General features: G+C 64.6%; 20 protein-coding genes and 2 pseudogenes. 5 read left to right on the top strand and 17 right to left on the bottom strand.

The features are described 5' to 3' along the window. The 13 genes and pseudogenes from AOQ71_RS48940 to eno all read right to left on the bottom strand — a co-directional run. Nucleotides 1-333, bottom strand: a 333-nt coding sequence (locus AOQ71_RS48940; RefSeq protein WP_245317291.1) for a biotin/lipoyl-containing protein, incomplete at its 3' end; no start/stop codon positions are given. A 62-nt stretch (nt 334-395) separates the two neighbouring features. Next, nucleotides 396-848 (bottom strand): nucleoside deaminase, encoded by a 453-nt coding sequence (locus tag AOQ71_RS32610; protein ID WP_057755887.1) that lies wholly within the window; start codon nt 846-848, stop codon nt 396-398. A 2-nt stretch (nt 849-850) separates the two neighbouring features. Continuing rightward, a pseudogene (locus AOQ71_RS48945) lies at nt 851-982 on the bottom strand (hypothetical protein); the annotation flags it as partial. Between the two features lies 1 nt (nt 983). Then, nucleotides 984-1,149, bottom strand: a pseudogene (locus tag AOQ71_RS48950) (DUF5076 domain-containing protein); the annotation flags it as partial. Nucleotides 1,150-1,152: 3 nt separating this feature from the next. Beyond that, nucleotides 1,153-2,535: a pyruvate dehydrogenase complex E1 component subunit beta gene (locus tag AOQ71_RS32620; protein ID WP_057755891.1), complete on the bottom strand. Its 1,383-nt coding sequence runs from the start codon at nt 2,533-2,535 to the stop codon at nt 1,153-1,155. Between the two features lie 28 nt (nt 2,536-2,563). Then, nucleotides 2,564-3,586 carry a pyruvate dehydrogenase (acetyl-transferring) E1 component subunit alpha gene (gene pdhA, locus AOQ71_RS32625; protein ID WP_057755893.1) on the bottom strand — a complete coding sequence of 341 codons (1,023 nt, stop codon included), beginning with the start codon at nt 3,584-3,586 and terminating at the stop codon, nt 2,564-2,566. 254 nt (nt 3,587-3,840) lie between these two features. Then, a complete protein-coding gene (locus tag AOQ71_RS32630) occupies nt 3,841-5,220 on the bottom strand; it encodes a glycerophosphodiester phosphodiesterase family protein (RefSeq protein ID WP_245317292.1) in 1,380 nt (459 codons plus the stop codon). A gap of 146 nt (nt 5,221-5,366) precedes the next feature. Continuing rightward, a complete protein-coding gene (adh, locus tag AOQ71_RS32635; RefSeq protein WP_057755895.1) occupies nt 5,367-6,884 on the bottom strand; it encodes an aldehyde dehydrogenase in 1,518 nt (505 codons plus the stop codon). A 134-nt stretch (nt 6,885-7,018) separates the two neighbouring features. Beyond that, entirely contained in the window at nt 7,019-7,978 is a 960-nt protein-coding gene (locus tag AOQ71_RS32640) for a helix-turn-helix domain-containing protein (protein WP_057755897.1), read from the bottom strand. A 188-nt stretch (nt 7,979-8,166) separates the two neighbouring features. Next, nucleotides 8,167-8,484, bottom strand: a complete 318-nt coding sequence (locus tag AOQ71_RS32645; protein WP_027529774.1) for an FtsB family cell division protein — start codon at nt 8,482-8,484, stop codon at nt 8,167-8,169. 171 nt (nt 8,485-8,655) lie between these two features. After that, nucleotides 8,656-9,207, bottom strand: a complete 552-nt coding sequence (locus tag AOQ71_RS32650) for an NADPH-dependent FMN reductase (RefSeq protein WP_057755899.1) — start codon at nt 9,205-9,207, stop codon at nt 8,656-8,658. A gap of 326 nt (nt 9,208-9,533) precedes the next feature. Continuing rightward, nucleotides 9,534-10,667 carry a zinc-binding dehydrogenase gene (locus AOQ71_RS32655; RefSeq protein WP_057755901.1) on the bottom strand — a complete coding sequence of 378 codons (1,134 nt, stop codon included), beginning with the start codon at nt 10,665-10,667 and terminating at the stop codon, nt 9,534-9,536. Nucleotides 10,668-10,715: 48 nt separating this feature from the next. Continuing rightward, nucleotides 10,716-11,999, bottom strand: a complete 1,284-nt coding sequence (eno, locus tag AOQ71_RS32660) for a phosphopyruvate hydratase (RefSeq protein WP_057755902.1) — start codon at nt 11,997-11,999, stop codon at nt 10,716-10,718. Between the two features lie 112 nt (nt 12,000-12,111). Between eno and queF the strand changes: the two genes are divergently transcribed. Continuing rightward, nucleotides 12,112-12,588, top strand: coding sequence for a preQ(1) synthase (queF, locus tag AOQ71_RS32665; protein ID WP_057756723.1), 477 nt, complete (start codon nt 12,112-12,114; stop codon nt 12,586-12,588). A 36-nt stretch (nt 12,589-12,624) separates the two neighbouring features. On the opposite strand, the gene AOQ71_RS32670 is transcribed toward queF, so the two are convergent. From AOQ71_RS32670 to AOQ71_RS32685, 4 genes are all read right to left on the bottom strand, one after another. Then, entirely contained in the window at nt 12,625-13,092 is a 468-nt protein-coding gene (locus tag AOQ71_RS32670; RefSeq protein ID WP_057755905.1) for a universal stress protein, read from the bottom strand. A gap of 147 nt (nt 13,093-13,239) precedes the next feature. Then, complete coding sequence (locus AOQ71_RS32675; RefSeq protein WP_057755908.1) at nt 13,240-14,451, bottom strand: MFS transporter; 1,212 nt, start codon at nt 14,449-14,451, stop codon at nt 13,240-13,242. After that, nucleotides 14,451-15,302, bottom strand: coding sequence for a 3-deoxy-8-phosphooctulonate synthase (kdsA, locus tag AOQ71_RS32680; protein ID WP_057755912.1), 852 nt, complete (start codon nt 15,300-15,302; stop codon nt 14,451-14,453). Before kdsA ends, AOQ71_RS32675 begins: the two co-directional genes overlap by 1 nt. Nucleotides 15,303-15,418: 116 nt before the next feature. Next, nucleotides 15,419-15,745 carry an NIPSNAP family protein gene (locus AOQ71_RS32685; RefSeq protein ID WP_057755918.1) on the bottom strand — a complete coding sequence of 109 codons (327 nt, stop codon included), beginning with the start codon at nt 15,743-15,745 and terminating at the stop codon, nt 15,419-15,421. A 197-nt stretch (nt 15,746-15,942) separates the two neighbouring features. Here AOQ71_RS32685 and AOQ71_RS32690 point away from each other — a divergent pair, with 197 nt between their 5' ends. The 4 genes from AOQ71_RS32690 (at nt 15,943) to AOQ71_RS32705 (ending at nt 20,545) form a co-directional block, all read left to right on the top strand. After that, complete coding sequence (locus AOQ71_RS32690) at nt 15,943-16,617, top strand: response regulator (protein ID WP_057755928.1); 675 nt, start codon at nt 15,943-15,945, stop codon at nt 16,615-16,617. Next, nucleotides 16,614-17,990 (top strand): sensor histidine kinase, encoded by a 1,377-nt coding sequence (locus AOQ71_RS32695; RefSeq protein ID WP_057755931.1) that lies wholly within the window; start codon nt 16,614-16,616, stop codon nt 17,988-17,990. The genes AOQ71_RS32690 and AOQ71_RS32695 overlap by 4 nt, the downstream gene beginning before the upstream one ends. A 112-nt stretch (nt 17,991-18,102) precedes the next feature. Beyond that, nucleotides 18,103-18,738 carry a class I SAM-dependent methyltransferase gene (locus AOQ71_RS32700; protein ID WP_057755933.1) on the top strand — a complete coding sequence of 212 codons (636 nt, stop codon included), beginning with the start codon at nt 18,103-18,105 and terminating at the stop codon, nt 18,736-18,738. A gap of 148 nt (nt 18,739-18,886) precedes the next feature. Beyond that, nucleotides 18,887-20,545, top strand: coding sequence for a hypothetical protein (locus AOQ71_RS32705; protein WP_057755935.1), 1,659 nt, complete (start codon nt 18,887-18,889; stop codon nt 20,543-20,545). The last annotated feature ends 46 nt before the right edge of the window (nt 20,546-20,591 follow it).

Here is a 20,591-nt window from a genome sequence, read left to right on the forward strand (position 1 = left end):
GGGAGCCGGCGCAGCGGCAGGAGCCTCAGCCGCCTTGGGCGGGGTGGCCGACGCGCTGGGCTTTGCAGCGCCCGCGGCCTTCACGTCCTCGCCTTCGCCGGCGAGCACCGCGATCACGTCGTTGACCGGCACGTCCTGGGTGCCCTCGGGCACCAGGATCTTGGCGATCGTGCCCTCGTCGATGGCTTCGACCTCCATGGTCGCCTTGTCGGTCTCGATCTCGGCGATGACGTCGCCTGACTTGACCTTGTCGCCTTCCTTCTTCAGCCACTTGGCGAGGTTGCCCTTCTCCATCGTCGGCGAAAGAGCTGGCATCAGGATGTTGATGGGCATGCTGACCTCACGAAGAACTTCTCAAAACGTCGCCTCCGAAAGTGAAGACGAACAGACCAGGTTTAGTTGCCGATGTCGCCTTGCCAGAGGCGCTCATTGGCAGGGATGGAGCGCCAATTCTTCATCATGGTGATGGAGCGGTCGTCGGCCAGGTCGATCCAGGGAATCCCGAACTTGTCGAGAATGTCCTTGGAGCCCTCGAAGGTGACGGATTCCCCGATCACCACGAGCTTGACCTTGAACAGACCGAGCGCCCCGGCACACATCGAGCATGGCGACAGCGTGGTGTACATGACCGTGTCGTGGAACGAGATCGCGCCGGCCTCGCGCAGGCAGCTCATCTCGCCATGCAGGATCGGATTGTTCTCCTGCACGCGGTTGTTGTGGCCGCGGGCGATGATCTTGTTGTCGCGCGTCAGCACGGCGCCGATCGGCAGACCGCCTTGCGCGATCGAGGCTTCCGCTTCGCGGATCGCCTCCAGCATGAAATCGTAATGATAGGATTCGATCGTCACGGTCAGTGTCCCTTTCCCCGCGGCGTCGTCGTGCCAGTGTCGGTCGGACGCTCGATCTCGGCCTGGAACATGTCGAGGATCCGGTTCAGCGCGTCCTCCTCGGTATATTCGCTCTCGCGCGCATAAGCGCGCGCNGGCGGGCGAGATCGACCAGCAGCAGGCCCCACATGTCGGGCTCCTCGAAGGCGCGCTGGAACGCCATCGACAGCCCGCCATCCAGCACGAACACGCGCAGAATCTCGACCGCGTCGTCGCGGGTCATGACGTCCGGCGGCAGTGGCTGCTCCTTCGGGCCCGCCATGGTCTACCTGTAGCAGACGGCTTTGGCGGCCTCGACGACCTCAGCCGCCGACGGCAGCGCGAGCTTCTCCAGATTCGCGGCATAGGGCATCGGCACGTCCTTGCCGGCGACGCGCGCGACCGGCGCGTCGAGATAGTCGAAGGCGTTCTCCATGATGCGCGCGGCGATCTCGGCGCCGACGCCGCTCTGGGCCCAGCCCTCTTCCACCGTGACGGCGCGACCGGTCTTCTTGACCGAGTTGATGATGGTCTCGGTGTCCATCGGACGCAGCGTGCGCAGGTCGATCACCTCGGCCTCGATGCCCTCCTTGGCGAGTTCGTCGGCGGCCTTCAGCGCATAGGTCATGCCGTTCGACCAGGAGATGATGCTCACATGGCTGCCCGAGCGCACGATGCGCGCCTTGCCGATCGGCACGATGAAGTCGTCGAGCTTCGGCACTTCGCCGGTGTGGCCGTAGAGCACCTCATTCTCGAGGAAGATCACCGGATTGGGATCGCGGATCGCGGCCTTGAGCAGGCCCTTGTAGTCGGCGGCCGAGTACGGCGCGATGACCTTGAGACCCGGAACGTTCGAGTACCAGGCCGAATAATCCTGGCTGTGCTGGGCGGCGACGCGCGCGGCGGCGCCGTTGGGTCCGCGGAACACGATCGAGCAGCCCATCTGGCCGCCGGACATGTAGAGCGTCTTGGCCGCGGAGTTGATGATCTGGTCGATCGCCTGCATGGCGAAGTTGAAGGTCATGAACTCGACGACCGGCTTCAACCCGGTCATGGCAGCGCCGACGCCGACGCCGGCAAAACCGTGCTCGGTGATCGGGGTGTCGATCACGCGCCGCGCGCCGAACTCCTGCAGCAGACCCTGCGTGACCTTGTAGGCACCCTGATATTCGGCGACCTCTTCGCCCATCACGAAGACATCAGGATCGCGGCGCATCTCTTCAGCCATGGCGTCGCGCAGCGCTTCGCGGATGGTCTGGGTGATCATCTCGGTGCCCGCGGGCACTTCCGGATCGGGTTCGGCGACGGCCTGCGGCGCAGGTGCAGCCTTCGGCGCAGGCGCTTCAGCCTTGGCAGCGGCGGGCGGCGCGGACTCCGCGGCCTTCGCCGCCGGTGCAGGCGCCTTCGCCAGATCGGCGGCGCTCTCGCCATCGGCGAGAATGGTCGCGATCGGCGTGTTCACGGCAACGTCGGCTGTCCCTTCCGGAATCAGGATCTTGCCGAGCGTACCCTCATCGGTCGCCTCGACCTCCATGGTGGCCTTGTCGGTCTCGATCTCGGCGATGACGTCGCCGGACTTGATCGTCTCGCCCTCTTTTTTCAGCCATTTGGCGAGGTTGCCCTTTTCCATCGTGGGCGACAACGCGGGCATCAGCACTTGAATTGGCATATCGACTCCAAAGAAAGCTTGCGCGCCCTTAGCGGTAAACGTCGGTCCAGAGCTCGGCGGCATCCGGCTCGGGATCATGCTGGGCAAAGTCGGCGGAGGCGTTGACGATGTCACGCACCTCGGCATCGATCGCCTTGAGATCGGCCTCGCTGACCTTGGCCGCCAGCAGGCGGTTGCGCACCTGCTCGATCGGATCCTGGTCGTGACGGACCTTCTCGACCTCCTCGCGCGTGCGGTATTTCGCCGGGTCGGACATCGAGTGGCCGCGATAGCGGTAGGTCTGCATCTCAAGGATGTAGGGGCCCTTGCCGGCGCGGCACCAGGCCGCCGCCTCCTCGCCCGCGGCCTTGACGGCGCGGACGTCCATGCCGTCGACCTGCTTGCCGGGGATGTTGAAGGACACGCCGCGCTTGGAAAAATCCTGCTGCGCCGAGGCGCGCGAGACCGAAGTGCCCATGGCGTAGCGGTTGTTCTCGATGACGTAGATCACCGGCAATTTCCAGAGCTCCGCCATGTTGAAGCTCTCATAGACCTGGCCCTGGTTGGCCGCACCGTCGCCGAAATAGGTGACGCTGACATTGCCGTTGCTGCGGTAATTGTTGGCGAAGGCAAGACCGGTGCCGAGCGAAACCTGCGCACCGACGATGCCGTGGCCGCCATAGAAGTGCTTCTCCTTGCTGAACATGTGCATGGAGCCGCCCTTGCCCTTGGAATAGCCGCCGCGGCGTCCCGTGAGCTCGGCCATCACGCCGTTGGCATCCATGCCGGTGGCAAGCATATGACCATGGTCGCGATAGCCGGTGATGACCTGATCGCCCTCCTTCAGGGCCATCTGCATACCAACTACCACGGCCTCCTGGCCGATATAGAGATGGCAGAAGCCGCCGATCGCACCCATGCCGTAGAGCTGGCCGGCCTTTTCCTCGAACCGCCGGATCAGGAGCATGTCGCGGAGCGCCTTCAGCTCCTGCTCCCTGGTGAATTCCGGGGGCGAACCGCCGTTGGTTTTGTCGTGCTCAGCGCTTGCGGCGGCTTTCTTGGGTGCGGCCATGGGAATTCCGGGTCAGAGAAATCTAGGTCCTCTCTAACCTAACTCAATCGCGTGTGAAAGCACCGCAGCGGCATAGGACGACTTTCATTATGCCGCACTGCAACGTGGCCGAAATTTTGCAAAACTTTTGGCGCTGGATCAGGCAACATTAGCTCCGCGCCTGCGAGAGCTCTGCACGCAAGCGCGGCGACGACATCGGACACGCATATCTCGGGTGCCGAGCCCCGCTGCGTGTCCGATTCGAACCGCCGGACCTACCAGCCCAGCTCGCGCAAATACGCAGCGCGGGCGGCAACGCCAGTGTGCGTGAAGTCGGTGAAGACGCCGTCGACGCCAAGCCGGAAAAATTTGAGATATTCCTGGGCTGGATCGGCGTGATAGTCGGCCGCAAGATATTTCTTCTCGTTACGGAACGTGAAGACGTGGACGAACAGGCCGAGCTTGTGCGCATCGGCAATCAGGCTGGTCGCCTCCTGGGTCGCAGCCTCCGGCGTCGATCCCTTGTAGGGCGTGCCGTCGGCATTGGTGTCCTTCCACAAGGCGATCTTCAGCGGAACGATATAGGGCTTCCACGGACCGATGCCGTCGGCATAGGTCTTGATTTCGGCGAGGCCCTCAGGCGTCAGCATCGCATCATACAAGCGCGCATCGCCCGCCACCGTCCAGTCGAACGGACGTGAATTGGTGATGTTGTCGAGCAGCACCTTGCCGGTCTTGAAATCGATGCCGTTGCCGTCGATGAGCTGCACCTGCCGGGTCTGAAGGCCATGGCTGCGCATATATTTCAGGCTGCCGGGCTCGAAGCTCTGAACCAGGATGGGCGCGTCCCTGGTGTTGAGGCCATTGTCGTTGATGATTTTGATCAAGGCGTCTTCCAACGGATGGCTGCCCGGCGCGCCGCAGCCGTTTGCGATCGCCTGGGCATTGTTCCAGGTCGGATTCTTGGTTTCCGGATAGACCAGGATGGGACGCCCCGTCTCCTTGCTCTTGGCCTTGGCGATATCGAGGATGTCCTGGAAGCTGATGACGGGGAATTTGCCGTTGAACATCTTCGGCCGCTCGTTCGCCGCATCATAGGTGGTGCCGCCGATCCACTGCTTCAGCTCGGCCATCGTGAAGTCGGTGAGCGACCAATCGTTGGTGTGATCCTCACCGTCGACGATCAATGACTTCAGCACCGATTTGGGATCGGAGGGATCGGTGAGATCCGTGAGATAGTCGGCGGGCGTGCCGGCTGCGGCCGGCGCCTTGACGCGCACACCGGATACGGTGCGCTTGCGGGCTGCGACCGCTGCGTTGGTCTTCGCCACTTCGGCCACATTGGTGTTGTCGGCCAGCCAGGGGTTGTGACGCGCGACCAGGACGCAGTCCTTGGTGAGGTGCAGATCCTCTTCGAGCGCATCGGTTCCGAGCGCGGCCGCGAGCTCGTAGGATGCCTCGGTCTCTTCGGGCACCAGCCCCGGCACGCCGCGATGTCCGAGGATCAGCGGCGCCTTTCCGTCGACGGTCAGAAACGGCTTGGCACCTGATGGCGCAGACTGGGCCACGGCCATCGACGGCACCAGCAACGCCAGGGCCGCGCCGAGCAGCATTGTTCTGACATGCATCTTCCGCCGCAAGAGATTGTTCGTCATGGCCGCGCCTCCCTCTGTGCCTGGCATCGCGTCTTCGCGATAGGGCTCGTCTTGTCTCAACAATCTGACAGACGGATGACGGCGGGTCGGGCGGTCACGGAATGTGCACAGGCGGCGTCGACATGACGCCGCCTGCGCTGGTTCGATCAGAAGAAGCCGAGCTTCTTCGGGCTGTAGCTGACCAGGAGGTTCTTGGTCTGCTGGTAGTGATCGAGCATCATCTTGTGGGTCTCACGGCCGACGCCCGACTGCTTGTAGCCGCCGAAGGCGGCATGGGCGGGATAGGCATGGTAGCAATTGGTCCAGACCCGGCCGGCCTGGATCGCCCGGCCGAAGCGGTAGCAGCGGTTGGCGTCGCGGCTCCAGACGCCGGCCCCGAGGCCATAGAGCGTGTCGTTGGCGATCGCGAGTGCCTCGTCGTCGGTCTTGAAGGTCGTGACCGAGACCACGGGGCCAAAAATCTCCTCCTGGAAGATCCGCATCTTGTTGTGGCCTTCGAACACCGTCGGCTGGACGTAGAAGCCACCCGAGAGGTCGCCGCCGAGATCGGCGCGTCCGCCGCCGGCCAGGACCTTCGCGCCCTCCTGCTTGCCGATGTCGATATAGGACAGGATTTTTGTGAGCTGCTCGCTGGAGGCCTGCGCGCCGATCATGGTGTCGGCCGCACGCGGATCGCCCTGCTTGATGGCGGCGACGCGCTTCAGCGCCCGCTCCATGAAGCGATCGTAGATGTCGGCGTGGACCAGCGCCCGGCTCGGACAGGTGCAGACCTCGCCCTGGTTCAGCGCGAACATGACAAAGCCTTCGATCGCCTTGTCGAAGAAATCGTCGTCTTCAGCGGTGACGTCCTTGAAGAAGATGTTCGGCGATTTGCCGCCGAGCTCCAGCGTCACGGGGATCAGATTCTGGCTGGCATATTGCATGATCAGCCGGCCGGTCGTGGTCTCGCCGGTGAAGGCGATTTTTGCGATCCGCGGGCTGGAGGCGAGCGGCTTGCCGGCCTCCAGGCCAAAGCCGTTGACGATGTTGAGGACACCCGGCGGCAGGAGGTCGCCGATGATCTCGGCCCACACCATGATCGAGGCCGGCGTCTGCTCGGCGGGCTTGAGCACCACGCAATTGCCGGCGGCCAGCGCCGGCGCGAGCTTCCAGCACGCCATCAGGAGGGGGAAGTTCCAGGGGATGATCTGGCCGACGACCCCGAGCGGCTCGTGGAAATGATAGGCGATCGTGTCGTGGTCGATCTCCCCGATCGAGCCTTCCTGGGCGCGGACGACGCCTGCGAAATAGCGGAAATGATCGATGGCGAGCGGCAGGTCGGCGGCGCGGGTCTCGCGGATCGGCTTGCCGTTGTCCCAGGTCTCGGCGACCGCGAGGCGCTCGAGATTCTCCTCCATGCGGTCGGCGATCTTGTTGAGGATCGCAGCGCGCTCGGCGACGCTGGTGCGTCCCCAGGCAGCCTTGGCGGCATGGGCCGCATCGAGGGCCGCTTCGACGTCCTGCGCGTCGGAGCGCGCGATCTTGCAGACGACCTTGCCGGTCACCGGCGAGGCGTTGTCGAAATATTTGCCCGAGATCGGCGCCACGAACTTGCCGCCGATGAAATTGTCGTAGCGTTCGGCGAACGGATTTTGGGTGACGCCGAGGAATTCAACCTTGTTCATTGATCACTCCCGATGTTGATGTTTGCGCTCATCGTCGTGTGTTCACGACTTGCGCCAACGATCTCGCGGGAGGTGCTCTCTGTCAGCCCGGGTCGATGCGAAGGTGGAGCGGACCTGTCGCAGAACTGCGACAGTCAGTGCTTCAGCTCGAACCGCTTCAGCTTCCGGTGCAGCGTGGCGCGGCTGACGCCGAGGGCCTTGGCGGCGGCCGACACGTTGCCGCCGGCGCGGAGCAGCGCCCGCTGCAGCACCGCGCGCTGGCCGCCGGCGAGATGGTCCTGTGCGGGCTCGCCGCCGAGCAGGTCTGCCGCGGGAACCGGCCGCAGCGCCCTGCCCGGCGCGATCCCGAGTCCGGCCCGGGCGGTGCGGGTCGCGCCGATCACGAGATCGTCCGCATCAACCGCGACGAGTCCGATCGACTGGCCGTCCGGTCCTTGTGTCAGCACGATGCGGGCATGGGCGAAGGCGCGGCGAAACAAATCGGCCTCGATGCGCCTTGCCGCCTCGGCCGCGGCCAGCGCGATCAGGCTGGAGAACGCGTCGGTGCGGTCGGCACGGCAGGAGGAGACGTCGAGCACGCCGGCAAAGGCCGCCTCGTGATCGTAGATCGGAACGGCGGTGCAACTGAGCAGCGTGTTGCGGGTGAAGAAGTGCTGGTCGCGATCGATCGTCAGCGGCCGCTGCTCGACGACACAGGTGCCGATACCATTGGTGCCCTCGTGCTCCTCGCTCCAGAGCGCGCCGGTCCACAGGCCCCAGGATTGGAATGTTGCATCATCCGCCGGCGTGCCACGGCGGTCGACCGGGACACCGTCGCCATCGGCAAGCAGCACGCAACAGCCGGCCGCACCAACTGCCTGATAGAGCCGGTCCATGGCGCATTGCGCGGCGGCGAGCAGCGGCGCGATGCGCTCGCGCGCCTGTCTCAGCTCGACGTCGCTCAGCCGCAGCGGCGCGCTGCTGCCGGAAGGGTCGAGATGATGCAGACGGGACGAGCGGCGCCACGAGGCCACGAGCGCGGACCTAGCCGCCTGGCCTGATGCAATGGCGGCTTCGACACGAGCCGCGTGATGCCGGGGCATTGACCCATCCATCACCGTTTCCTCCGGAAAGCAGTCTAGGCGGCGCCTCGCGAGCCCGATTGATCTCCGTCAATCCGTGGCGGCATCGCGCGCGGACAAGCAATGCCGCTCTCGCCGCGGCGGCGTCAAGGCGGCGGTCCTACGACCTTCGGAATAGTCGGCGGCGGCTTTCGCGTCAGTTTCGGATAGGGCGGAATGCGCTAGTTCTGCGGGATCATCCGAACCAGGTCGTGCGGATTGACATAGTCAAGCTGGAATCGGGCCCGCTCGTCCAGCATGTCAGGGTCGATCTTCTCGGTGCGCAGCAGCGACACGCGCTGCTCGCTGCGGGCACGCTCGCGCTTGAGCTGGGCCAGCTCGCTGGTCAGCGCGATGATCTCCTGGTCGAGCTCCTGGCGGGCGTTGAGGCCGTATTTGCCGGTATAGGCGTTGACGCCGAAATAGCCGACGATGGCCGCCGCCATCGCATAGAGGGCAAGGCCGGTCAGGATCGATTTGAGGCGGGCACGGGAGACCATGATGGCAAGATGGGCCAGCTTGGTTAAGGGAGTCTTGACGCTCCGTCCCGGTCGTTGTCATTCCGGGGCGCGCGTCGCGCGAACCCGGAATCCATCAGGCCACAACCTCCGGCGGGACATGGATTCCGGGCTCGATGCTTCGCATCGCCCCGGAATGACGGAATGAGCGGCTTACCCGTGATGCTTGGCGACGTGCGCGGCAAACGCGTCGAGGTAAGCCTGGAGCACGCCCTTCAGCGAGTCCTTGGTCAGGTTGCCCTCGGCATCGAAGGCGTCGCCGACCCCGTTCAGATAGGTCTCGGGCTGCTGCATGATCGGGCCGGCGATGCCCGGCAGGATGTTCTGTAGCGTCTTGGCGGCGCTGACGCCACCCAGCGGGCCCGGCGAGTTCGAGATGATGCCGACCGGCTTGCCGTTGAACGAGCTCTTGCCGTAGGGGCGCGAGGCGACGTCGATGGCGTTCTTCAGCACGCCCGGGATGGCGCGGTTGTATTCCGGCGTGACGAAGATGACACCGTCGGACTTCTGCAGCTTCTCGCGGAAGGCCAGCCAGTCGGCCGGCGGCGCGCCTTCGAGGTCCTGGTTGAAGAACGAAATGCCAGCGGGGGTGATCACCTCGAGCTTGAGGGAGCCAGGCGCGAGCTTGGCGAGCGCGTTGGCGATCTTGAGCGAGAAGCTGTCCTTGCGCAGGCTGCCGGCGATCACGACGATGTTGTAGGCCATCAGATTGTCCTTGGTTTGTCTTTGAAACCTTGAAGGGGAAGTGCCGGCGGCACTTAAGCGATCCGGAGCAAAGGATGCAAGTGCATGAACCGGGCCGGTTTGGAAACGCTGGGTTTCCTAGAAGCAGCCTGTAGCCCGGATGGAGCGCAGCGCAATCCGGGGACGTCCCCAAGCAACTGCGGTCCCGGATTTCGCTGCGCTCCATCCGGGCTACGACCCCGGCATCGATCGTCGCCGAAAACAACCGGGCCGCGAAGCGGCGGCCCGATCTTTCGTGCAAATCTGCAAAATGGGATCAGATGGTGATCTGCCGTCCCAAATCGCGATTACTTGTTTGGGTTGATGAGGAATTTTTCGCCGGTGGCACGTTTGGCGTAGACCGCGATGTTGGCGGGATCGAGCGTCTCCTGCAGCGACACCACCTTGGTGTAGTGGCTGGCAAAGGTCGTCTTCAATTCACTCACGACGCGCTGGCGCAGCCGTCCCACATCGGCAGGTCCGATCTTCTGCAGGAACGGGGTGAGCAGCCAGCCGCCGACGCCCCAGGCCATGCCGAACCCGCGCGGCAGTTCGATCGGACGAACGTCGAGCCCGCCGTAGACATAGACCTGCTTGTGCACGCTGGAGCCATAGCGGCTGTATTCCTTCGCGGTCTTGTTGATCGCGATTTCCATGCAGTTGAGAATGTCGCCGGCAAGCCTGCCGCCGCCGATGGCATCGAAGGCGATGGTGGCGCCGGTCTCGACCAGTGCATTGGTGAGGTCGTCGAGGAAGCTTGGCACGCTGGAATCGACCACATATTTGGCGCCGAACTTGTGCAGGATCTCCGCCTGCTCCTTGCTGCGCACGATGTTGACCAGCGGAATGCCGTCCTTGATGCAGATCTTGTTCAGCATCTGCCCGAGATTGGAGGCGGCCGCGGTGTGCACCAGCGCCTTGTGGCCCTCGCGGCGCATCGTCTCGGTCATGCCGAGCGCGGTGAGCGGGTTGACGAACCAGGAGGCGCCCTCCGCCGCACTGGTGCCCTCGGGCAGCACCTGGCAGTCTCTCGCCTTCAAGGTGCGGTACTGCGCGTACATGGCCCCGCCGATCATCGCGACGGTCTTGCCCATCAGCGCCTTCGCGGCCTCCGACGAGCCGGTCTTGATGACGACGCCGGCGCCCTCATTGCCGACAGGCAGCGACTGATCGATCCGCGCCCCCATCGCCCGCATCGCTCCGTCAGGCACCTTCGCGGTGACGACGGGCGCTTCTTTCGTGCCGGACGCCTTGGCCGTGCTCATGTCGGCAGCGCCAACGAGCAGGCCGAGGTCGGACGGGTTGATCGGCGCCGCCTCGATGCGGACGACGACCTCGTCGTCCGCGGGCTCGGGGGTCGGCACCTCCAGAAGCGAGATTTCCAGCTCACCGCTGCTCTTGATCAGCGAACGCAGTTGCAGTCCGGTCTTGCCGTCGCTCATGTCGATCCTCCCCTGTCCTCGTTTCGCGCTTTCGCCCGGTGACGCCGCTTATGCCAGCGCCTTCAGTGCCGCCTTGCCACCGTACAGCGCCTGCTTGCCGAGCTGCTGCTCGATGCGTAGCAGCTGGTTGTATTTGGCGGTGCGATCGGAACGCGCAAGGGAACCAGTCTTGATCTGACCGCAATTGGTGGCGACCGCAAGGTCGGCGATGGTGGAATCCTCGGTCTCGCCGGAGCGATGCGACATCACCGAGGTGTAGCCGGCCTTGTGCGCCATCTCGACGGCAGCAAGCGTCTCGGTCAGCGTGCCGATCTGGTTGACCTTGATAAGGATGGAATTGGCGCGGCCAGCCTTGATGCCTTCGGCGAGGCGCTTGACATTGGTGACGAAGAGATCGTCGCCGACCAGCTGGCACTTCTTGCCGACGAGGTCGGTGAGCTCCTTCCAGCCGTCCATGTCGTCTTCCGCCATGCCGTCCTCGATGGTGACGATCGGATAGCGTCCGACGAGGTCGGCGAGATACTTGGCCTGCTCGGAGACCGAACGGGTCTTGCCCTCGCCTTCGTAGACGTACTTGCCGTCCTTGAAGAACTCGGTCGAGGCGCAGTCGAGCCCGAGGACGATGTCGGCCCCTGCCTTGAAGCCGGCCTTGCCGATCGCGTTCATCACGAACTCCAGCGCGGCGTCGGCCGACGGCAGGTTCGGGGCGAAGCCGCCCTCGTCGCCGACATTGGTGTTGTGGCCGGCCTTCTTCAACTCCGACTTCAGCGTGTGGAACACTTCCGCGCCGTAGCGCAGGGCTTCGGCAAAGGAAGGCGCGCCGACCGGCAGGATCATGAATTCCTGGAAGTCGATCGGGTTGTCGGCGTGCACGCCGCCATTGATGATGTTCATCATCGGCACCGGCAGCAGTCGCGCCGAGGTGCCGCCGACGTAACGATAGAGCGGCATGTCGAGCGAATTCGCCGCGGCCTTGGCGCAGGCGAGCGAGACGCCGAGAATGGCGTTGGCGCCCAGCCGGCTCTTGTTCGGCGTGCCGTCGAGATCGATCATGATCTGGTCGATCTGGGGCTGCTGCTCGACATCGAGGCCGCTCAGCGCCTCGAAGATCTCGCCGTTGACGGCGCCGACCGCCTTGGTAACGCCCTTGCCGAGATAGCGGGCCTTGTCGCCGTCGCGCAGCTCGACCGCCTCATGGGCACCGGTGGAGGCGCCGGACGGCACCGCGGCGCGGCCAAGCGCGCCATCCTCCAGCACAACGTCGACCTCGACGGTGGGATTGCCGCGGCTATCGAGGATTTCGCGTCCGATGATGTCGATGATGGCGGTCATGAGGGCCTCTTTTCCGGGAACAAAGGGGGCAGTTCGCGGCTGCTTCTACCGCAATGCATCGAGGCGGAAAAGGCCGGGTGACGGCCGCCGAATGATTGGCTATGAGGGCCGCATGTCGAAAAAACCCAGCAAATCGAACACCTCACCCAGCCTGCAACTCGGTCGCGCGGTGGAATGGCCAGATGCACCTGAGAAAGCTCAGCTCGATCGCGTGCCCAATCCGCAAGGAGGGACCGACTACCTGGTCCGTTTCACCGTGCCGGAATTCACCTCGCTCTGCCCAGTCACGGGACAGCCCGATTTCGCCCATCTGATGATCGACTACGCGCCCGGCCAGTGGCTGCTGGAGTCGAAATCGCTCAAGCTTTACGTCGCGAGCTTCCGCAATCACGGCGCCTTCCACGAGGATTGCACCGTGATGATCGGCAAGCGCATCGCGCGCGAGATCAAGCCGAAATGGCTGCGCATCGGCGGCTATTGGTATCCGCGCGGCGGCATTCCGATCGACGTGTTCTGGCAGACCGGCCGCGTGCCGAAGGGCCTGTGGGTGCCCGAGCAGGGCGTCGCGCCGTATCGCGGGCGCGGCTAGCTGGAGACCCATGACGACGACGCCGGCGCGACATAGTCACACCGTTGCGTCGGGCGGCACGACCAAGACTGGCACGCTTCCGTTCCCGAGGACCTCGGAGGTTTGACTTCCCAAAAACAGCTTTCTGAGGCCGCGGCGCCCATGAGAGGCCATGACGATCAAATCGCAGCCTCTGGATCTTGCGGTTTCGACAATCGCCGTGGCCGGGTGCGAATTCGGAACGTGCAGGAGTTCGACCGGCATCCCACGCTGCTCAGCTATGCCTCGTGCCCGATCGAGCACCCTGCCGGCGCGTTCCCTGCAGGCCGCGTCAAAATTGTCGACCTCTTCCTGCGACGGCACCCATCCCGAGTCAAATCCTCCGCCATAATCGATCGGCAGCGGTTCGGTCACGGTGATGATCGTCGCTTTGGCACTCAACGCTTTCGCCAGCGCAATTCCATGCGTGAGGCCTTTTGTGGCGACGTCCGAACCATCGGTGCTCAAGAGAAGATTGGCGTACATTCGGCGGCTCCTGTTGCGCGCCCCGCATGCCCTCGCAATGATGCCCCGGCGAATATGATGCGATCCTCGCCGCCGGTCCAATCGCTTTTGTTTTAATCTCGATATCCCCGCTTTTACGCCACTTCACACGCCGGTCGCGGCCCTGGATCAGGCTCGCGCGTCGGACGGCGCCCGCGGCCTCAGCAGCGCGGCGCAGGCAAGGCCCAGCAGCACCATGAGCACAGCGCTTGCGGCCAGGGTCGGCGCCTTGCCGGCATGCGCCAGGCCGAACCCGTAGGCGAGCGGACCGACGGTCTGGCCCATGAAGAAAAAGAACGAGTGCAGCGACATCGCTGTTGCGCGCGCCTCGACCGACAGCTCGCTGGCGAACACCTGCAGGCAGCCATGGATCATGTAGAAGCCCCAGCCCATCAGCAGCATGATGGCGAACTGGACCTTCCAGCCGGGGCCAAGGGCGAGCGCTGCGAGCTGAAGCGCGACGAGGCTCCCGCCTGCGATCATCATCCCTTTGACGCCCAGTCGCGGCAGGAAGCGCGAGACCGTGAAAGTATAGAACAGCCCGCCGACCGCGAAGCCCGCGATGACGATGCCCGCGATCGACAGCGAGGTTTCGCCGAGATCGAACAGCAGCGCGGCGATGAAGGGAAACAGGCCGAACACGCAGCAGCCCTCGACGAACACGGCCGAATAGCAATAGCGCGCGTTCGGATTGGCGAGGATGGTGCGATAACCCTGCCGCAAGGTCCTCAGATCGCTCTTCGGCCGCGCCGTGAGCGCGGCACCGCGAAAGCCCGCCGCGACCGCGACGGCCGCGATCAGCCCGAGCGCACCGATGATCACCAGCACGCCGCGCCAGCCGACGAGGTCGCCGATGATGCCCGATGCGGTCGCACCTAGCAGGTTGCCCGTCATCGAGCCCGCCAGCGTGCGGCCGATCGCCACCTGCCGCTTCGCCGGCGCGACCAGGTCGGCGGTGAGGCCGAGCGCAACCGGGAACACGCCGCCCGAGGCGATACCGGCGAGCATGCGGCTGGCGAACAGGCCCGAGAAGGTGGTCGAGAGCGCGCCCAGAATGCAGGCGGCACCGAGCAGCGCCAGGCACAACGTCATCAGCCGAGCCTTGCCGAACAGATCGGCTGCCGCACCGACGATCGGCTGGATCAGCGCGTAGATCAGCGCATAGCCGGCCGCGATGCTTGCCGCCGTCGTGATGCTGATCGAAAACTCCTCGGCAACATGCGGCAGCACCGGATCGAGTGCGCGCGTCGACAACGCGGCGGAGAAGCTTGCGAGCGCGATGATGTTGATCGCAGGCGGAAACTTCTGGTCGGTCGGCGGCCTTGCCAAGGGCTCGTGCATCAATGCGCTTGGCCCTTGGCCACCGCGTCGAATGCCATCAGCCTGGCGATCAGCCCTTCGAAGTCGCGCAGCGGCACCATGTTGGGTCCGTCCGACGGCGCGCTGTCTGGATCGGGATGCGTCTCGATAAACAGGCCGGCAACGCCGACGGCGACGGCCGCGCGCGCCAGCACCGGCACGAACTCGCGCTCGCCGCCGGAGGACGCGCCCTTCCCGCCCGGCTGCTGCACCGAATGGGTGGCATCGAAGATCACGGGCGCACCGGTGGTGCGCGCCATGATCGGCAGCGAACGCATGTCAGAGACCAGCGTGTTGTAGCCGAAGGAGGCGCCGCGTTCGGTGACGAGCACGTTGCGATTGCCGGCGCTGGTGATCTTCGCAGCGACATTCGCCATGTCCCAGGGCGCAAGAAACTGCCCCTTCTTGACGTTGACGACCTTGCCGGTTGCGGCTGCGGCCAGCAGCAGATCGGTCTGCCGGCAGAGAAAAGCCGGGATCTGCAGGACGTCGACGGCTTGCGCCACCTCCGCGCATTGCGCGGTATCGTGCACGTCGGTTAGCACGGGCAGGCCAAGGGAGGAACGGATCTCGGCGAAGATCGGCAGCGACTGCGCGAGGCCAAGGCCGCGCGCCGCCGAGGCGCTGGTGCGGTTGGCCTTGTCGAAGGAGGTCTTGTAGACGAGGCCGATATTGAGCCGTGCGGCGATCTCCTTCAGCGCGGAGGCCACCTCGAGCGCATGCTGACGGCTTTCGAGCTGGCAGGGACCTGCAATGATCGAGATCGGCAGATCATTGCCGAATTTGACCGACCCGACGCTGACGACCGGCGCTGCAGATTGACTGGTGCTCAAGACACAAAATCCCTGTTTCGGCGCGACCATAGCGGCCGAATGGGCGGGATCAACCCCATTCGGCCCTGACCTTTGAATATCAGGGTTGCGCCGCGGCCACCTGTCCGGAACGACAGCTACTTGACTGAAGAGAAAGCAGTCGGAGCCAGAATCTGGCTGACGATATTGGCAACGATCTGGCCATCTGCTTCGGACTTGGCGCGCGCCTCCACCCATTCTGGATCGGTCATAAATGCCCCCCATTTCTTCTCGCGCTCGGCCAGCGACTCCCAGGCGAGGAAATAGGTCAGCTCCTGGTTGGATTCGCCGATCAGCGTGGTGAAGAACCCGGCCTGCCTGATGCCGTGCTTCTCCCAGATCTTCAGCGTGGCAGTCTCGAACCGCTTGAGCAACGCCGGCAGGCGACCGGGCACGCAGCGATACTGGCGCATTTCGTAGATCATTCTCGTTTCCTCCCTGGAAGGGTGCGGCGGTTATAGCGATCGGCCATAGGGCTGTCTTGAGCCCTGCCCGGCCACCCTCCGCAGCGTTTCGCGCATGGCTGGACGGGACCGGGCACCGCGCAGCGCCTGTTCCCGCAATGCTGCCGCAATGATCGGGCCGCTAGAATGGCTCGGTTTTCAGTCAGGGTACCTGTTACATGCGGATCTTGCTTGTCGAGGATGAAGTCGAGATGGCCGGCGCCCTTTCGTCGGCACTGAAACGCTACGACATGGTGGTGGATCACGCCCCGACGCTTGCGGAGGCGGAAGAAGCGATTTCCGCCGACGTCCATGCCGCCGTCCTGCTCGACCGCCAGCTTCCCGACGGCGACGGCCTCACGCTGATCCCAAAGTTGCGGGCGCGCGCCGATGGCGTGCCGATCATCGTCCTGACCGCGCGGGGCGAGCTCGCCGACCGCATCGCCGGGCTCGACAGCGGTGCCGACGACTATCTCGCCAAGCCGTTCGCGGTCGAAGAGCTACTGGCACGATTGCGGGCGGTGCTGCGGCGGCCCGCGGGCCTGTCCCCGGACGTCATCCGCGCCGGCCGCATCGCCTTCGACCTCAACCATCGCGAGGCCAGCATCGACGGCCGGCCGTTCGAGCTTCCCCGCCGCGAGTTGCTGGTGCTCGAAGCCCTGATCCGCCGGATGGGCCGCACGGTGCTGCGCGCGGCGTTGGAGGAAGCCGTCTACAATTTCGACGACGAGATCCAGTCCAATGCGCTGGACACGCATGTCTCGCGGCTGCGCCGCAAGCTTGCCGAGGCCGACGCCGGCGTAGAGATCCACGGCATCCGGGGCGTCGGCTATCTCCTGAAGAAGCTGACATGAGCAGGCACGACGATCCCTATTGCCTGCGCTCGAGATTGAGCTGGCGCCTGCTCGCGCTCCAGGCCGCGCTGCTGCTGGCACTGGTCGGCGTGGTCGTCGGCGCGCTCTGCGCCTCAGGCTTCGTGCTGGCGGAGCGTGACGAGGACCGCGTCATCGATGTCGTGCAGCACGCGCTTGCACGCGACGCAGCTGGTGGCCTGATTCTGCGGTCGACGCCCGATTTGACACAGTTGCGTTCCGAGACACCGGACCTCTGGTTCCTGGTTCGCGACCGGCAAGGACATTCGCTGACCGAAGGCGCCGTGCCGGCGGAATTCGCAGCGATCGGCAGCGGTCTCGACCATATCAGCCAGGCGCGGCTCGGCTGGCAGATGTTCGAGGATGATCCGCGCAAGCCGGCGGCGCGGCTGAAGCGCGTCAACACCGATGCCGGCAATGTGCAGATCATCACTGCGACGCAGGGACGGCTGACCGGCGCCAAGGCACTCTTCATGACCTCGCTGGCGTTTCTCGGCATCGCCCTGCCCGGCCTGCTGATCATGGCTACCGCGACCTTCATCGCGACGCCGATGATCGTGCAGCGCGCCTTCCAGGGGTTGGATGCAACCGCGGACCAGGCGCGCCGCATCGACATTCATCAGCGGGGGGCGCGGCTGTCAGTGGAGCGGATTCCGCTGGAGGTCGTGCCGCTGGTCACCGCAGTCAACGATGCGCTGGCGCGGCTCGACCAGGGCTATATCAGGCACAAGCGTTTCGTTGCGGACGCCGCGCACGAGTTGCGCACGCCGATCGCGATCCTCAATACGCGACTGGAATCGCTGCCCTCTGGTCCAGACAAGACCCGGCTGCTGGAGGATACTGCGCGGCTGGCGACGCTGGCCGAGCAATTGCTCGACATCCAGCGGCTCGACCGCTGCGGCCATCCCTTTGCACGCGTCGATCTCGTCGCGGTCGCGCAGAGCGCGGCCGCCGACCTCGCGCCGCTGGCCATTGCCGCCGGCTACGAGCTTGCGCTCGATGCGCCCTCAACGCCGATCGAGACGATTGGTGACGCAGTCGCGCTGGAACGGGCGCTGACCAATCTCGTGCAGAATGCGATCCAGCACGGCCCGCGCCGCGGCACGATCGGCATTCGCGTCAGCAAGCCCGCTTGCATCGAGGTCACCGACGAAGGCGCCGGCATTCCACAAGATCAGCGCGAGCAGATCTTCGAGCCGTTCTATCGGCTCACCCCGCTCGACCGTGGCGCGGGCCTTGGTCTCAACATGGTGCGCGAGATCGTGCTGCTGCATGGCGGCCAGGTCGCGGTCACCGACGACGCAGACGGCGGCACCTGCTTCAGACTGACGCTGCCGCCACATCGGCAGAATTGATTCAATCTGCATCCGCACCTCGCAGCGCAATGCTGTCGCAATCCAGCGCCGCAACAGTGCATTCGCATCACCTCTGGTTTTCATGAGGTGCAGCCGAAATGCCGGAGTGCGCATGCCCAACGATTTTCTCTCCTTCTTCCTGTCCTGGATGTCCTCACCGCGCCAGGTCGGCGCCATCGCACCATCGGGTGCGGCGCTGGCCGATCTCATCACGCGCGAGATTACCGAGAAGACCGGCCCGATCCTCGAGCTCGGTCCCGGCACCGGCGCATTCACCTACAAGCTGCTGAAGCGCGGCGTCAGGCAGCAGGATCTCACGCTGATCGAATACGGCTCGGATTTCATGAAGCTGTTGCAGATGCGCTTTCCCGGCGCGCGCGTGCTGTGGATGGATGCGGCGCGGCTGGCGACGGAGCGTCTCTATGACGGTGCGCCCGTCGGTGCGGTCGTGAGCGGCTTGCCGCTGCTCAACATGTCGACGCGCAAGGTCATCTCGATCGTCAGCGGCGCATTCAGCTATGTCCGCCCCGGCGGCGCCTTCTACCAGTTCACCTATGGCATGAGCTGTCCGATCCCGCGGCCGGTGCTCGACCGCCTCGGCCTGCGCGCAACGCTGGTGGACCGGGCCTTCCTGAACGTGCCGCCGGCCGCCGTCTACAAGCTGACCCGACGACCGCAAATGACGCTGATTGCGGGATCGCTGGCGCAGCAGGCGTCAACACCCGCCGCAGCGCAAGCGGATTGTTAGACCAAGCGCCTCCCTGATTGCGAGCATGGGCTCAATAGCGCTCGGGCGCTCTTCTTGGTATTGTCGCGGCTCGATCTTGCGGATGAGCCGCCGGTGACGCTCAAGGGCAGATGGCGCCGCGGCCAACGCGATCAGGGGAGGCAAGACATTGACCTATTTTGATCTCGGCCCTTACGGCCGCAAAATCACCACCTCGTCGTTCGAGGCCCAGCTCTGGTTCGACCGAGGGCTCAACTGGGTGTTCGGGTTCAACCACGGTGAAGCGATCAAGTGTTTTCGCAAAGCGCTGGCGTACGACGGAAACTGTGCGATGGCGCACTGGGGCATCGCCTACGCATCGGGCCCCAACTACAACCTTCCCTGGGTTCGCTATGACGCCCACGGCCGTCAGCTGGCGCTCGCGGCATCCTACGATGCGACGCAGGACGCTCTCGCGCATGCGGACAAGACTGGCCCGGTCGAGCGCGCGCTGATCCGTGCGTTGCCTGCGCGCTATCCCCAGCGCGAGGCCATCGAGGACATGGCGGCGTGGGACAAGGCTTTCACGCAGGAGATGCGCAAGGTCTTCGCGACATATTCAGACGATCTCGATGTCCGGGCCATCCTTGCCGAGGCGATCATGAACGAGACGCCGTGGCTGATGTGGGACCTGACCTCTGGAAAACCGACGGCGGGGGCCGGCACCGAGGAATGCAGGACGGTTCTCGAACAGGCCTTCGACAGGATGCCGGCGGCATGGGATCACCCGGGGCTGCTGCATCTCTACGTCCATCTCATGGAGATGTCGCCGTTCCCGCAACGAGCAATGCGAGCCGGCGACCGGCTGCGCGCGATCGCGCCCGACAGCGGACATCTGATCCACATGCCGACCCATCTCGATGTGCTGTGCGGACAATACAACGACGTCCTGCTGTACAATCAGAAGGCGCTGGCAACGGATCGAAAGTTCCTCGCTTACTCCGACGATCCAGGTGTCTACCTGGTCTATGTCATCCATAATTTCCACTTCGCCATCTACGGCGCGATGTTCCTGGGCCAATATGCTCCCGCCATTGCGGCAGCCGAGGAGCTCATTGCGACCGTGCCCGATCCGGTGCTGCGCATTCAGTCGCCACCCATGGCCGACTTCCTGGAAGGCTACCTGACGATGAAGCAGCACGTGCTCGTGCGCTTCGGCAAATGGAACGATATCATCGCGCAAAAGCTGCCGGAGGATCGCGAGTTGTACTGCTCGGTGACCGCCATGATCCACTACGCCAAGGCGGTGGCTCATTCGGCGCTTGGCCACGTCACTGAGGCCGAAACCGAAAAGGCGCTGTTCGCGCAGGCAAAGACCCGCGTGCCGGAAAGCCGGCTGGTGCACAACAACAAGGTCGTGAACCTGCTTGCTGTGGCCGAAGCCATGCTGAATGGGGAGCTGGAATACCGCAAGGGCAACTACGACATGGCCTTTGCCGAGTTGCGCAGATCGGTCGCACTCAGCGACGCATTGCCCTATGACGAGCCCTGGGGATGGATGCAGCCGCCGCGCCACGCGCTCGGCGCGCTGCTTCTGGAACAGCGACGGATCGAGGAAGCCGAGGCGGTGTACCGCTCCGATCTCGGCCTCGATGGAAAGCTAAGCCGTGCCTGTCAGCATCCCGACAATCTGTGGTCACTTCATGGATTGCATGAATGCCTGGTGCGGCGTGGCGACAAGGTCGAGACGCCGCTGATCAAGCAGCGACTCGATCTCGCCCAGGCGCGGGCGGAGGTGCCGATCAAGGCATCGTGCTTCTGTCGCAGGATGGACACGGCGGCCGCGTAAGCGACCGCGCGAGCCAGGATCACCGGAAACGGCTGAGCCGGTTACA

It is taken from the genome of Bradyrhizobium manausense (assembly GCF_001440035.1).
Lineage (GTDB): Bacteria > Pseudomonadota > Alphaproteobacteria > Rhizobiales > Xanthobacteraceae > Bradyrhizobium > Bradyrhizobium manausense.